Raw genomic sequence first — 13,925 nt, forward strand, 5'->3', positions numbered from 1 at the left:
CAAGGCGCTTTGCGGGGCGACGGCACAATCGACGCATGCGACGCCTCTCCTCGACCGCCCCCTCCCTTCTCGCCGGCCTGCTCCTCGCGGCCCTGGCCCTGCCGCCCGCGGCGATCGCGCAGAACGCCGATGCGCGCCGCGGCGCGACCGCGGTGCGCGGCACCGTGCCCTACGCCACGCGCGACGATGCGATGCGCTTCGCCGACGACGTGGCTGCGCGCCGCAACCTCGACCGCGACTGGGTGCGCGCCACCATCGGCGCCGCGCAGCTGCTGCCCAACGTGCCGCGGCTCATGCTGCCGCCGGCCAAGGGCTCGGCCAAGAACTGGAACGCCTACCGCGCGCGCATCGTCGACCCCATCCGCATCAACGCCGGCGTGCGCTTCTGGCGCGACAACGCGGCGCTGCTGGCGCGGGCCGAGGCCGAGTACGGCGTGCCGCCCGAGATCATCGTGGGCATCATCGGCGTCGAGACGCTCTACGGCCGCATCATGGGCAACTTCCGCGTGATCGATGCGCTGGCCACCCTGTCCTTCGACTTCCCGCAGGGCCACCCGCGCGCGGCCGAGCGCGAGGCCTTCTTCCGCGGCGAGCTCGAGAGCTTCCTGAGCATCGAGAGCCGCACCGCGCAGGACCCGCTGGTGCCGCTGGGCAGCTATGCCGGCGCCATGGGCATGCCGCAGTTCATGCCCAGCAGCATCGCCAAGTACGCGGTCGACTTCGACGGCGACGGCCGCATCGACCTGGTGAACAACACGGCCGACGTGATCGGCTCGGTGGCCAACTACTTCAAGGCCTTCGGCTGGCAGCGCGGCATGGCCTCGATCTTCCCGGTGCGCCTCGACCCTGAGCGCCTGAAGATGCAGATCCTGATGGCACCCGACATCAAGCCCACCTTCAGCGCCGACAGCTTCGTCGCCGCCGGCGCCACGCTGCGCGGCGAGGCGCTGTCGCACCCGGGCCTGCTCGCGCTGATCGAGCTGCAGAACGGCCCCGATGCGCCCAGCTACGTGGCCGGCACGCAGAACTTCTACGTGATCACGCGCTACAACTGGAGCAGCTACTACGCGATGTCGGTGCTGGAGCTGGGCAACGAGGTCAAGGCGATCGTCGCGCCCTGACCGGTCCAAGGCGGATCAGTCCGCCTGCACGCCCGAGGCCCTGATCACCTTGCCCCACTTCGCGGTCTCGGCGGCGAGATGGGTGCGCAGCGATTCGGGCGTGACCTTGTCCATCGGCACGATCTCCGAACTCAGCTCGGCGATGCGGGCCTTGACCGCCTCGTCCTGCAGCGCCGCGCGCAGCGCCACGTTGAGCTTGGCCGTGACCTCGGGCGGCGTGCCCTTGGGCGCATAGACCCCGTGCCAGACCTTCACGTCGAAGCCCCTGAGGCCCTGCTCGTCGAGCGTGGGGATGTTGGGCATCGAAGCCAGCCGCTGCGGCGTGGTCACGCCGAACACCTTGACCCGCTGGCCGTCCTTGATCACCGGCGCGGTCTGCGTGGTCTGGTCGCACAAGAGGTCGACCTGCCCGCCCATCAGGTCGTTGAGCGCCGGGCCCGCGCCCTTGTAGGGCACGGTCGTGAGCTCGACCCCGATCTGGCTCGCGAACAGCAGGCCGCAGAGCTGCGACACGGCGCCGATGCCGGCATTGGCCAGCGAGACCTTGTCCTTGTGCGTCTTCACATAGGCCAGCAGCTCGGGAAAGTTGTTGGCCGGGAAGTCCTTGCGCGACAGCAGCGTCATCGGCACGTCGAGCACCTGGCCGATGTACTCGAAGTCCTTCAGCGGATCGAAGTTGAGCTTCTTGTAGAGCGCGGGCGCGGTCGCCATGCCCATGTGGTGGATCAGGATCGTGTTGCCGTTGGGCGCGGCGCGCGCCACCCGTGCCGGCGCGATGGTGCCGCCCGCCCCCACCGTGTTCTCGACGATCACCGTCTGGCCCAGCGACTTGCCCATGGGGATGGCCAGCATGCGCGCCACCACGTCGGTCGGGCCGCCGGCCGAGTACGGCACGACCAAGGTGATGGGTTTGTCGGGCCAGGCCGATTGCGCCGGCGCGTGAATCGGCAGCAGTGTCGCGGCCAGTGCGATGCCGCCCAGCCATGTTCGGGTCTTCGATGCCATGTCGTCTCCTAGGGTGTTGTGAACTGAAACCGGTGGCCGCTCAGGCCGGATGCGCCTCCTGCGCCAGCAGGCGCTCGGCGAGCCGGACCACGGGCGCGTCGACCATGCGGCCGTCGACCTTGACCACGCCGCCGCCCGCCGCGCGCGCCGCATCGCGCACACGGTGCGCCCAGGCGCGCTCGTCGGCACTGGGCGTGAAGGCCGCCTGCACGACTGGAACCTGTTCGGGATGCACGCACAGCTTGGCGCCGAAGCCGCCCCGGCGCGCGCGCGCCGCCTCGGCCGCGAGCCGCGCCGTGTCGCGCCAGTCGGCCGTGATGCCGTCCACCGGCGGCGCCAAGCCCGCGCGGCGCGAGGCCAGCAGCAGCGCGAGCCGCACCGGCACCAGCTCGGCCTCGTCGGGCCCGCAGGCCAGGCCGGCGTCGAGCTGGAAATCGAGATGGCCGAACACCAGGCGCAGCACCTGCGGCGCGGCGGCCAGCGCAGCGAGCGCATCGAGGCCGGCCACCGATTCGATCAAGGGCAGCAGCGCCACGTCCGCGCCGACGACGCCGGCCAGTGCCGCGAGATCGCCGGCGCGCTCGGCCTTGGGCAGCAGCACGCCGGCCAGCCGCCGCTGCACCGCGAGGCGGCCGGCCAGCGCCACGTCCTCCGCATGCCAGGGCGTGCCGCTGGCGTTGATGCGCACCAGCAGGCGGCCGTGCGCACCGCTCGGCAGGGCCGCGACGCTGTGATCGAGCTGCGTGCGGGCATCGGCCTTGCGCTCGGGCGCCACCGCGTCCTCGAGGTCGACGATGACCGCGCCCGCGCCGCTCGCCAGCGCACGCGCATGGCGCTCGGGCCGGTCGCCCGGCACGAACAGGAAGGTGCGGGCCAGGGCCAGTGTCGTCATGCGGCGACCCCGAGCAGCGGGCCGATCCTCGGCGCCTCGGCCACGCGCCACAGCGCGGCGATGGCGTTGCGCATCCCGGCCTCGCTCGCGCCGCCGCTGAAGGCCGCGAGCCGCAGCGCCTTCGCCGTGATCTCGTCGCGGCTCAGCGTGTTGCCCGGGTCGCCCTTGGGCTCGTCGACGCGGCCTTCCAGCACGCGGCCGTCGCGGGTGCGCACCGTGACCTTGCCGATCCAGCGGCGTGGGTACGCGGCATCGACCTCGGCGTCGAGCACCATCTGCACGCGCTCGCGCAGGGCCACGGTGGCGTCGTCGCGGAAGTGCGCGTCGAACTCGCCCAGCCCGGCCTGGCCGAAGCGCGCGACCAGCGCCAGCACCGTGCCCATCGAGAACTTCGACTGGTGCACCGTGGCCGGGTCGGTCACCGGCCCCAGCACGTCGAGCGCGCCCTGGTGCACGTGGGTCTGCACGCGGTCGATGTCCTCGGCGCGCAGGCCGTGCGCCTGCATCACCGCCAGCAGCGCATCGGCGGCCGGGTGCGTGTGGCGGCAGGAGGCGTGGTACTTGAACGAGGTCTCGGCCAGCGCCCAGCGCGTGCCCAGGCCGTCGACCAGCTTCGCCGGATCGGCGTCGCTCGACATGCCCGCCGCCAGACCCTGCGGCCCCTCGAGGATCTGCTGCGCGCCGGTGAAGCCGTCGCGCGCCAGGCTCGCGGCCATCAGGCCCGCGGCGGCCGCGTGCGCGGTGTGCAGCTGCTTCGAATCGGCGGCGGTGCGCAGGAACTCCCACAGCCCCGCGGCCTGCGTGCCGGCCGAGCCGAAAGCATGCTGCATGCGCGCGGCGTCGAGGCCCAGCAGATGGCCGGCCGTGGCCGCCGCGGCCAGCGTGCCCGCGGTGCCGGTGGTGTGGAACACCTTGTAGTGCGAGCGGCCGAGGAATTCGCCGACCCGAATGCCGACCTCGTAGCCCGCCACCGCGGCCGTCAGCAGCTGCCGGCCGCTCGCGCCCAGCGCCTGCGCCCAGGCCAGCGCGACCGGGAACACCACCGTGGCCGGATGGAACACCGAGCCGTTGTGCACGTCGTCCTGCTCGGCCACGTGCGAGGCGGCGGCGTTCACCATCGCCGCGAAATAAGGGCTGCTGCGGCCGCCGCCCACCAGCAGCTCGCTCGCGCCCTCGGCCGGGCCCATGGCGCGCGCGAAGGCCGCGATGGTCTCGACCGGGCGCGTGCCGTGGCCGGCGATGGCCGAGCCGAACCAGTCGACCAGCAGGTCTTCGGCGCGGCGCAGCACGGGCGCGGGAATGTGTTCGAAGCGCAGTTCGGCCGCGAAGCGGGCCAGCGTGGCGGTGCCCATCAGATGGCCTCCGCCGCGCGCAGCGTCGCGATGGCCTCGGTGCCGCGGCCCAGCGACTGCAGGATCGCCTCGGTGTGCTCGCCCACCGCCGGCACCGGGTCCATGCGGTAGTCGAAGGCGCTCTGCCGGCCCGGCGGCAGCAGCGCGGGGATCGGGCCCGCGGGCGAGCCCACCTCGCGCCAGCGCGCGCGCGCTTCCAGTTGCGGATGCGCCCACAGCCCGGCCATGTCGTTCATGCGCGCGTTGGCGATCTGCGCCGCATCGAGCCGCTCGAGCACCTGCGCGGTGCTCAGCGTGGAGAAGGTCTCGAGGATGACGGCCTGCAGCGCCTCGCGGTTCGCGTTGCGCCGGGCATTGGCGTCGAAGCGCGCATCGCCGGCGAGCGCGGGCTGCAGCAGCACCTTCTCGCAGAACAGCTGCCACTCGCGTTCGTTCTGCAGGCCCAGCATCACGGTGCCGCCATCGCCGGCCGCGAAGGGGCCGTAGGGGTAGATGGTGGCGTGCGCGGCCGCATTGCGCGGCGGCGGCGGGGCGCCCTGGTAGGCGTAGTACATCGGGTAGCCCATCCACTCGGCCAGCGACTCGAGCATCGAGACGTCGATGTGCGAGCCCCTGCCGGTCTTGCCGCGCTGCATCAGCGCGGCCAGCACGCCGGTGTAGGCGTACATGCCCGCGGCGATGTCGGCGATCGAGTTGCCCGACTTGCAGGGGGTGTCGGGCGTGCCGGTGACCGAGAGGAAGCCGGCCTCGCTCTGGATCAGCAGGTCGTAGGCCTTCTTGTCGCGGTAGGGCCCGTCCTCGCCGTAGCCCGAGATGTCGCAGACGATCAGCGCCGGGTGCGCCGCCTGCAGCGTGTCGTAGCCCAGGCCCATGCGTGCCGCGGCGCCGGGCGCGAGGTTCTGCACCAGCACGTCGGCGCCGGCGATCAGCTCGCGCAGCACGGCCAGCGCGGCCGGCTGCTTGAGGTCGAGCGTGAGGCTTTCCTTCGAGCGGTTGACCCAGACGAAGTGCGAAGCCTGGCCGTCGACGCGCTGGTCGTAGGCGCGCGCGAAGTCGCCGGTGCCGGGGCGCTCGACCTTGATCACGCGCGCGCCCAGGTCGGCCAGCTGGCGGGTGCAGAACGGGGCCGCGATGGCGTGTTCGAGCGAGATGACGGTGATGCCGTCCAGGGGTCGGGTCATGGCGGCCTCCGTCAGAACGAGCGTGGCAGGCCGAGCAGGTGCTCGGCCACGTAGGAATGGATCAGGTTGGTCGAGATCGGCGCCACCTGGTAGAGCCGGGTCTCGCGGAACTTGCGTTCCACGTCGTATTCGCAGGCGAAGCCGAAGCCGCCGTGCGTCTGCAGGCAGGTGTTGGCCGCCTCCCAGCTGGCCTTGGCCGCCAGGTACTTGGCCATGTTGGCCTCGGCACCGCAGGGCCGGCCCGCGTCGAACAGCGCGCAGGCCTTGAAGCGCATCAGGTTCGCGGCCTCGGTCTCGATGTAGTCGGCCGCGATCGGGAACTGGATGCCCTGGTTCTGGCCGATCGGGCGGCCGAAGACCTGGCGCTCGCTCGCATAGCGGCGCGCCTTGTCGATGAACCAGTAGGCGTCGCCGATGCACTCGGCCGCGATCAGCGTGCGCTCGGCGTTGAGGCCGTCGAGGATGTACTTGAAGCCCTGGCCCTCTTCGCCGATCAGGTTCTCCACCGGGATCTCGAGGTTGTCGAAGAACACCTCGTTGGTCTCGTGGTTGACCATGTTCAGGATGGGCCGCACCGTCATGCCGTGGCCGATCGCGCTCTTCAGGTCGACGATGAAGATCGACATGCCCTCGGACTTCCTTTTCACCTCGGCCAGCGGCGTGGTGCGGGCGAGCAGGATCATCAGGTCGGAGTGCTGGATGCGCGAGATCCAGACCTTCTGGCCGTTGACGACATAGCGGTCGCCCTTCTTCACCGCCGTGGTCTTGAGCTGCGTGGTGTCGGTGCCGGTGCTGGGTTCGGTCACGGCCATCGACTGCAGCCGCAGCGCGCCGCTCGCGATCCGCGGCAGGTACTGGCGCTTCTGCGCCTCGCTGCCATGGCGCAGCAGCGTGCCCATGTTGTACATCTGGCCGTGGCAGGAGCCCGCGTTGCCGCCGGAGAAGTTGATCTCCTCCATGATCACCGAGGCCTCGGCCAGGCCCAGGCCCGAGCCGCCGTACGCGGTGGGGATCAGCGCGGCCAGCCAGCCGGCCTCGGTCAGCGCGTTCACGAAGGCTTCCGGGTAGCCGCGCGCATGGTCGACCTGCTGCCAGTACGCGGCGTCGAAGCCGCCGCACAGCGCGCGCAGGGCCTCGCGCATCGCCTGGTGGTCGTCGGGGGTGGGGATCTCGGTCTTCATGCTGTCTTTCTCAAGCCAGGGTGGCGGTCGCGCTCATCGTGAGCCAGCCGTCCGCGTCTTCGCCCCAGAGGTGGAAGGTCTTGCCGTCGGCCTCGGGGCGACCGTGCAGCCGGAACGGCGCGGTGTCGAAGGTGGGCCGCACGGCGCGGAATTCGAAGTGCGAGAGGACCGCATCCGGCCGCTCTCGGCGCAGCAGGTCGACCAGCAAGGTGGCGATCAGCGGGCCGTGCACGATCAGGCCGGGATAGCCCTCGACCTCGGTCACGTAGCGGCGGTCGTAGTGGATGCGGTGGCCGTTGAAGGTCAGCGCCGAGTAGCGGAACAGGAGCACGTCGTCGGGCACGACGGTGCGGCTGAAGGCGGCGTCCGTCGGGGCCGGCGTGGGTGCGGGCGCGGCTTCGTCGGGGGCCGCGGCGGCGCGGTAGACGATGTCGTGCTCCTCGGTGAGCGCCAGGCCGTGGGCGTTGTGCACCTCGTGCTTCACGCACACGAAGACCAGCGCGCCGCTGCGACCCGCCTTGTGCGTGACCGAGGCGATGGTCGACACGCGCCGCACCGCGTCGCCCACGCGCAGCGGATGGCCCGACGCCCATGCGAAACGGCCGCCGGCCCACATGCGGCGCGGCAGCGGCACCGGCGGCAGGAAGCCGCCGCGCCGCGCATGGCCGTCGGGGCCGATCTCGGACTGGCGGTGGTGCGGCAGGAAGTAGAGCCAATGCCAGAGTTCGGGCAGGCGGGTGCCGGCGCCGGGGGCGGCATCGTCGCGGTCGAGCGTGGCCGAGAGCGCGCGCAGCGGCGCGGCGGTGATCTCGTCGTGCAGCGTCTCGCTGCGGCCCTGCCAGGCCTGCAGTGCGGCGAGCCCGTCGGCGTCGAGGGAGGAAGGGGAAGAAGTGGGGCTGTTCATGCGAGCCGCCATGGTCGCGCCCATGACGGCCCCGCACAATCTGCGAGTTTGGAACCGAGCCTTCGGAATTGACGAAGCCTTGCTAGCATCGGCGCATGCAATTCGACCTGACCGACCTGCGCCTGTTCGTCGCCACCGCCGAGCTGGGCAACCTCACGCGCGCGGCCGAGCGCCAGCACCTGTCGCTGGCCGCGGCCAGCGCGCGCATCAAGGCGTTGGAAACCCAGGCCGGGCTGCAACTGCTGACCCGCGAGGCGCGCGGCGTGCGCCTGCTGCCGCAGGGCGAGGCCTTCCTGCACCACGCCCGGCTGGTGCTGCACCAGACGGACCGGCTGCGCGACGAACTGCTGGCCTACGGCGGCGGGCTGCGCGGCCACCTGCGGGTGTTCGCCAACACCACGGCCGTGACCGACTTCCTGCCCGAGCTGCTGCCGGCCTTCCTGGCGGCGCATCCGCGCATCAACGTCGACCTTCAGGAGAAACCGAACGCTCAGATCCCGCGCGGTGTGCTCGAGGGCCGGGCCGACATCGGCATCGTCGCGGGCAATGTCGACACGCTGGGCCTGGAGGCGATCCACTTCAGCACCGACCGGCTGGTGCTCGTCACCTCAGGCCGGCACCGCTTCGCCAGGCGCAAGCGCATCGCCTTCGCCGAGACGCTGGACGAGGACGCGGTGGGCATGGCGCAGGGCAGCACGCTGCAGGCCTTCCTGACCCAGATCACCGAGCACCTGGGCCGGCGCCAGAAGCTGCGCATCCAGCTGGGCAGCTTCGACGCCATGTGCCGCATGATCGGCAGCGGCGTGGGCATCGGCGTGGTGCCCGAATCGGCCGCGCGCCGCAACCAGCAGGCCATGCAGCTCGCGCTGATCGAGCTCAGCGATGCCTGGTGCGTGCGCGAGCGCTACCTGCTGGTGCGCGAGCGCGCCAGCCTGCCGACCTATGCCAAGGCGCTGGTCGAGGCGCTGTGCGCGCACTACGCACAGGCGCCAGAGGCAGAGCGCCCCGAGCTCAGAGCTTCGCGACCTTGACGAACACCGGGTTCGAGTAGAACCACAGGTCGCTGTAGTTGCGCGCGTTGATCGCGTTGAAGCGCACCGCATGGTCGGCGCTCGGCTGGTCGATCTTCTCGTCGGGCAGCGGATCGCCCGCCAGCGTCTCGCCCGGCACGTTGACGCCCAGGTTGGTGCCGCGCAGCCGGAAGTACTGGTTGCCGCTGGCGATCACGGTGAAGCTCACGCTGTTGTAGCCCTCGGCATCGCGTGCCCACTCGTTGGCGGTGAAGCGCTTGATCACGCGGGTCGACGGGTTGGTGTCGCGCGCATAGCCCGGCGTGCCCGGCTGCTCGCGCGCGCCCACGTCGCCCACGATCAGGTCGACGTGGTCGACCACCGGCTTGACGTTGGCGTAGATGCCGCTGCCCAGCTGGAACTCGTAGTTGTTGCGCTGCGGGCTCTTGAAGCGGATGGTGATCTTCAGCTCCTCGCCGGCCTTGGCCGCGAGCTCCGAACCCATCTCGCCGTTGCCCGCCGTGCCGGTCACGCGGAAGTCCAGCGCATCGATCAGCCCGCCGTTGGCACCGAAGCTGCGGCCCGAGCGCAGCGCATTCAGCAGCGAGGGCGCGTCCTGGATGTCGCCCCAGAGATGGGTCTTGGCGTACTCGCCCGGCGAGTAGCCGCTGCTGTACTGCCCCTTCGAGGTCACGAAGTGGTAGTCGGAATCGGCCACGTTCCAGATCCGGCGCCCCTCGGACAGCAGCGCATCCCAGGTGCCGCCGACCTTGGCGACCAGGTAGTCGACGCCGCCGTACACGCGCGAAGGCAGGTTGGCGGGGATGTAGGCGCTCTCGTAGCCGCCGCGGTTGGGCTCCATCTGGTTGCCGACCATGCCCTCGATCGAGAAGAAGATGTTCGGCGCCAGGTCGTTCATCTCGCGCAGTTGCGCCGCCGTGTACTTGCCCGGATTGCGCGACGGATGGTTGAGCTGCAGGTAGCTGGTGTCGGGGTGGTTCTTCTTGAGCCAGGCGATGGCCTGCAGCGCGTCCTGGTGCGTCGAATAGGCGCGCGTGTCCTTGGCGTCCCAGGCGGCCACGTCGGCCGGCGCGAACATCGCGGCCGGGCGGTTGGTGAACAGGTACTCGAACTGGTTCACCGCCTTGAGCGCCTCGGCCGACATCGAGCCGCCGGTGAGGATGCCGATGTTGGCGTGGTCGTGCGTGGGCATGTCCCATTCGAAGGACGACAGGATCGTCTTGTCGCGGTACTTGCCGCCGGCCTGCAGGGCCTGGATGCGCGGCACCTCGTACTTCGCCATGCCTTCGGAGAACGGGATCGGGGTGATCTCGTGGCCGTCGTTGTCGTACTTCGACGAACGCAGGTGGTTCGAGATCGCGACCCAGTCGAGGCCGAAGGTGTCGAAGGTCCTGGACAGCACCTGGTCGAGCGTGGAGATCTGCTGCGTGTCGTCCGACTGGAAGGTGTGGACATGCAGGTCGCCGGCGGTCCAGCGGCCGGTCGGCACGGTCGGCTTCGCGGGCTGCGGGTCGGGCGTGGTCGGCGTCGTGGGCACCGGCGGCACGACCGCGACCGGCGTGCCGCTGTCGGCGCCTCCGCCGCAACCGGCCAGCATGGCGGCGCCGAGCAGCAGGCTGTAGCGCAGCGGCGTGGAACGAAGCGGAACCGCCGGAAAACGACGCGACAAGGAGGAAGAAGAAGACATGTTGATGTGCAATGCGGCGCATCACCGCATCGGCCTGCGAGCGCAGTGCGCGATGTCGATGACACGCACCCAACGGACCAGGAGCGGAACGGGAGGCAGTCTGCGCAACTTGCATGACGCCACGATGAAGAACGGGCGTTTTTCCGGCACCGGATGCCCGCGCCCTCCCGTTATGCTTGGCCCGATGCTGACCCTCACGGCCCTCGTCTGCCCGCAATGCGCCGCGCCGCTGCCCCGCGCGGCACGCTGGCGCACCGTGCAATGCCCGTACTGCGGCGCCACCGTCATGCGCGGCGAGGAGCTCGTGCAACGCGCCGACTTCCATGCCGCCTGGCTGCGCGCGCAATCGCACGCGGCCGAAGGGCAGGTTTTCCAATGGCGGGACGCGCGCTACCGCGTGCTGATGCCGCTGGGCCACGGCCGGCACCACGAGCTGCTGCTGGCCCAGCGCCTGGGCGCCGCGCCCGAGCGCGTCACCGTGAAGCTCGCGCATGTCGCGGGCCACGCCGACGGGCTGCGCCGGGAGTACGAGGTGCTGCATGCGCTGCAGGCGCTGCAGGGCCCGGGCGCCGCCTACTTCACGCGCCGCCTGCCGCAGCCCATCGGTGTGGACGCGGCCACCACGGCGGCCGGCGGTTCGCACGACGCGCTGCTGCTGCGCCACCCGCCCGGCCACTGGGGCAGCCTGGCGGCCGTCGCACAGGCCCAGCCCGAGGGTATCGATGCGCGCCATGCCGTCTGGCTGTGGCGCCGCATGCTCGAGGTGCTGGGCTTCGTGCATTCCCATGGCTGGACCCATCGCGACCTCCGGCCCGCGCATGCGCTCGTGCATCCGCACGACCACGGCGTGCTGCTGGTCGGCTGGCGCGAAGCGCGGCAGGCCGAGGGCCGCGCGCTGGCCGATGCGGTGGCGCACGACCTGCGTCAGTCGGCCTGGACGATCCGCGCAGTGCTGCACGGCAGCCGCGACGGCGGCACGCCCGGCCTGGGCGCGCACACGCCCGCGCCGCTCGCCGAGCTGCTGCGCCGTTGCAGCGAAGACGGCACGGCCCTGGACGCAGCCGCCCTCCAGACCGCGCTGACCGAGGCCGCGCTGGCTTCCTTCGGCGCACCCCGATTCATCCCCTTAAACCCCGCGCCGCACGGCGCGTGAAACCCAGGAGTCAACGAGATGGGCTATGGCAACTACTCGCACGCGGCCCATGCCGCGCTGCTCGCCGACCGTGCCGCGCAACCGGGCCAGGAGGTCTTCACCCAGCGCGGCGTGCACACGCTGATGAACCCGCGCGGCCTCAAGGTGCGCGAGTCGCGCGACAACGCCGACCATCCGAATTCGCTGCCGGTGGTGTTCGCGCTCGACGTCACGGGCTCGATGGGCGACATCCCGCAGCTGCTGGCGCGCCAGGAGCTGCCGACCTTCATGAAGCTGCTGACCGACTGCGGCGTCGCCGACCCACAGCTGATGTTCATGGCCATCGGCGATGCGGTGTCCGACTCGGCGCCGCTGCAGGTCGGCCAGTTCGAATCGACCGCCGAACTGATGGACCAGTGGCTCACCTCGAGCTACCTCGAAGGCGGCGGTGGCGGCAGCGGCGAGGAGAGCTACGAACTGGCCTTCTACGTGCTCGCCCAGCACACCGACAGCGACGCCTGGGCCAAGCGCAAGAAGCGCGGCTACCTGTTCATGACCGGCGACGAACTGCCCTACAACGCCGTCTCGCGCCACCAGATCGAGGCGCTGATCGGCGACAAGCTCGACGAGGACATCCCGATCGAGGAAGTGATCGCGGCCGCGGCCGAGACCTACCACCTGTTCTTCCTGATCCCCGATGCGCAGCGCCGCCGCCGGTGCGAGGGCCGCTGGCGCGAACTGCTGGGCGACCATGTGATCTGCATGGACGCGCCCGAAGACGCCTGCGCCGTGGCCGCGGGCATCGTGGCGCTGACCGAGCACGCCGTGCCGGGCCTCCAGGGGCTCACGCAGGTGATGGCCGCGCACGGCACGCCCAAGGAGCGCATTGCCACGGTCGCGCATGCGCTCGAGGCCTATGCCGAGCTGCTGGACCCGAACGCGCCGAAACGCGCGCGGCCCGCCACGGCCGCGACGGCGACCACCACCCTGGGCTCGTGGTGGAAGAAGCTGGTCGGATGAGCGCCATGCCCCGGTGACGCGCTACGTCTCGCTGCTGGGCCTGGGCTTCGGCGACTGCGGCAAGGGCCTGTTCACCGACCACCTCTGCCGCACCGAGGCCGCCCACACGGTGGTGCGCTTCAACGGCGGCGCGCAGGCCGGCCACAACGTGGTGCTGGCCGACGGCCGGCACCACACCTTCTCGCAGTTCGGCGCCGGCAGCTTCGTGTCCGGCACGGCCACGCTGCTCGCAAGCCCGGTGATCGTGCATCCGACGGGGCTGCTGATGGAGCACGCGGCGCTGGAAGAAGCCGGCGTGCACGATGCCTTCGAACGCCTGCAGATCGATGCGCGCTGCCGCGTCACCACGCCCTTCCACCAGGCCGCGGGCCGGCTGCGCGAATGGGCGCGCGGCGCGCAGGCCCATGGCAGCTGCGGCGTGGGTGTCGGCGAGACGGTGCGCCAGGCCCTGGCGCAGCCCGACACCGTGCTGCGCTACGGCGACCTGCGGCATCCGGCGCGCGCACTCGAAACGCTCGAAGCCATCCGCCGCGCGCTGCACGACGAATTCGCGTCGCACGCGCCGCCGCACGCCGCCTGGACGCAGGAGTTCGCGCTGTTGGCGAACCCGCAGGTGGCGCGGCGCTGGCTGGCCGCGGTGCAGCCCTGCCTCGAACGCGCGCCGCCAGCCTCGGTCGATGCGGTGGCCACGCGGCTCGCCCGGCCGGGCTGCGTGCTGTTCGAGGGCGCGCAGGGCGTGCTGCTCGACGAAACACGCGGCTTCCATCCGCACACCACCTGGAGCACGGTCTCGACGCAGGCGGTGGAGGATGTGCTGGGCGATGCCGGCATCGCCGCGCGCGTCGCGCACCTGGGCGTGCTGCGCAGCCACCTCACGCGCCATGGCGCCGGCCCGCTGCCCACGGCCGATGCCGCGCTCGACCGCCTGCCCGAGCCGCACAACGCCGACACCGGCTGGCAGGGCCGCTTCCGCCGCGGCCATCCCGATGCGCTGCTGTGGGCCTATGCGCTGCAGGCCGTCGGCCGGCTCGACGGCCTGGTCGCGAGCCACCTCGATACCATCGACGCGGCACATCCGCTGCGGTGGTGCGAGGCCTACCGGATCGACGGCGAAGCCGCGCTGGCGAGCGCCCTGCCCTGCCCGCCCGTGCCCGACCTCGACACGCAGGCCGCGCTGACCCGGCGGCTGCTGCGCGCCGAACCGGTGTACGACACGACGCCCGTCTCGACGCCCGCACAATGGATCGAACGCATGCAGTCGCTGGCCGGGCTGCCGGTGCGGCTGACGTCCTTCGGCCCGACCTCCGCGCACGTCCGGGGCTGAGCCCGCCGATCCGCGCATATCGATCCTCGGAAAACTTCCTTGGCCCTCGGCGCGGCCCTGGGTACGGTCGCGGTCTCACGACAGACAGGCGATCT

Annotated in this window: 12 protein-coding genes; 5 read left to right on the plus strand and 7 right to left on the minus strand. The window is 71.4% G+C overall.

Annotation, left to right across the window (positions count from 1 at the left end; genetic code table 11):
- Window positions 1-35: 35 nt before the first annotated feature.
- Window positions 36-1,121 carry a lytic murein transglycosylase B gene (gene mltB, locus QTI20_RS16740; protein WP_286552496.1) on the plus strand — a complete coding sequence of 362 codons (1,086 nt, stop codon included), beginning with the start codon at window positions 36-38 and terminating at the stop codon, window positions 1,119-1,121.
- 15 nt (window positions 1,122-1,136) lie between these two features.
- On the opposite strand, the gene QTI20_RS16745 is transcribed toward mltB, so the two are convergent.
- From QTI20_RS16745 to QTI20_RS16770, 6 genes are read right to left on the minus strand one after another with little or no spacing between them, the layout of a single operon-like run.
- Window positions 1,137-2,126 carry a tripartite tricarboxylate transporter substrate-binding protein gene (locus QTI20_RS16745; RefSeq protein ID WP_286552497.1) on the minus strand — a complete coding sequence of 330 codons (990 nt, stop codon included), beginning with the start codon at window positions 2,124-2,126 and terminating at the stop codon, window positions 1,137-1,139.
- A gap of 40 nt (window positions 2,127-2,166) precedes the next feature.
- Entirely contained in the window at window positions 2,167-3,018 is an 852-nt protein-coding gene (locus QTI20_RS16750; protein WP_286552498.1) for an HpcH/HpaI aldolase/citrate lyase family protein, read from the minus strand.
- Entirely contained in the window at window positions 3,015-4,370 is a 1,356-nt protein-coding gene (locus QTI20_RS16755) for an MmgE/PrpD family protein (protein ID WP_286552499.1), read from the minus strand. The genes QTI20_RS16750 and QTI20_RS16755 overlap by 4 nt, the downstream gene beginning before the upstream one ends.
- Complete coding sequence (locus tag QTI20_RS16760; protein WP_286552501.1) at window positions 4,370-5,551, minus strand: CaiB/BaiF CoA transferase family protein; 1,182 nt, start codon at window positions 5,549-5,551, stop codon at window positions 4,370-4,372. Before QTI20_RS16760 ends, QTI20_RS16755 begins: the two co-directional genes overlap by 1 nt.
- An 11-nt stretch (window positions 5,552-5,562) precedes the next feature.
- Window positions 5,563-6,732: an acyl-CoA dehydrogenase family protein gene (locus tag QTI20_RS16765; protein ID WP_286552502.1), complete on the minus strand. Its 1,170-nt coding sequence runs from the start codon at window positions 6,730-6,732 to the stop codon at window positions 5,563-5,565.
- A 10-nt stretch (window positions 6,733-6,742) separates the two neighbouring features.
- Entirely contained in the window at window positions 6,743-7,636 is an 894-nt protein-coding gene (locus tag QTI20_RS16770) for an HTD2 family dehydratase (protein ID WP_286552504.1), read from the minus strand.
- A 95-nt stretch (window positions 7,637-7,731) separates the two neighbouring features.
- On the opposite strand from QTI20_RS16770, the gene QTI20_RS16775 reads away from it, so the two are divergent.
- A complete protein-coding gene (locus QTI20_RS16775) occupies window positions 7,732-8,667 on the plus strand; it encodes a LysR substrate-binding domain-containing protein (protein WP_286552506.1) in 936 nt (311 codons plus the stop codon).
- Here the strand turns inward: QTI20_RS16775 and QTI20_RS16780 are convergent.
- On the minus strand, window positions 8,648-10,354 hold the full coding sequence (locus QTI20_RS16780) for a CehA/McbA family metallohydrolase domain-containing protein (protein ID WP_286552507.1): 1,707 nt from the start codon (window positions 10,352-10,354) through the stop codon (window positions 8,648-8,650). The genes QTI20_RS16775 and QTI20_RS16780 overlap by 20 nt on opposite strands.
- A 184-nt stretch (window positions 10,355-10,538) precedes the next feature.
- Between QTI20_RS16780 and QTI20_RS16785 the strand changes: the two genes are divergently transcribed.
- The 3 genes from QTI20_RS16785 to QTI20_RS16795 are packed head-to-tail and all read left to right on the plus strand — an operon-like array spanning window position 10,539 to window position 13,830.
- Window positions 10,539-11,507, plus strand: coding sequence for a protein kinase family protein (locus tag QTI20_RS16785; protein ID WP_286552508.1), 969 nt, complete (start codon window positions 10,539-10,541; stop codon window positions 11,505-11,507).
- An 18-nt stretch (window positions 11,508-11,525) separates the two neighbouring features.
- Window positions 11,526-12,506, plus strand: a complete 981-nt coding sequence (locus QTI20_RS16790; RefSeq protein WP_286552510.1) for a VWA domain-containing protein — start codon at window positions 11,526-11,528, stop codon at window positions 12,504-12,506.
- Between the two features lie 13 nt (window positions 12,507-12,519).
- Window positions 12,520-13,830, plus strand: coding sequence for an adenylosuccinate synthetase (locus QTI20_RS16795; RefSeq protein WP_286552513.1), 1,311 nt, complete (start codon window positions 12,520-12,522; stop codon window positions 13,828-13,830).
- Window positions 13,831-13,925: the final 95 nt, after the last annotated feature.

The sequence above is a fragment of the Variovorax sp. J2P1-31 genome (genome assembly GCF_030317215.1).
Lineage (GTDB): Bacteria > Pseudomonadota > Gammaproteobacteria > Burkholderiales > Burkholderiaceae_C > Variovorax.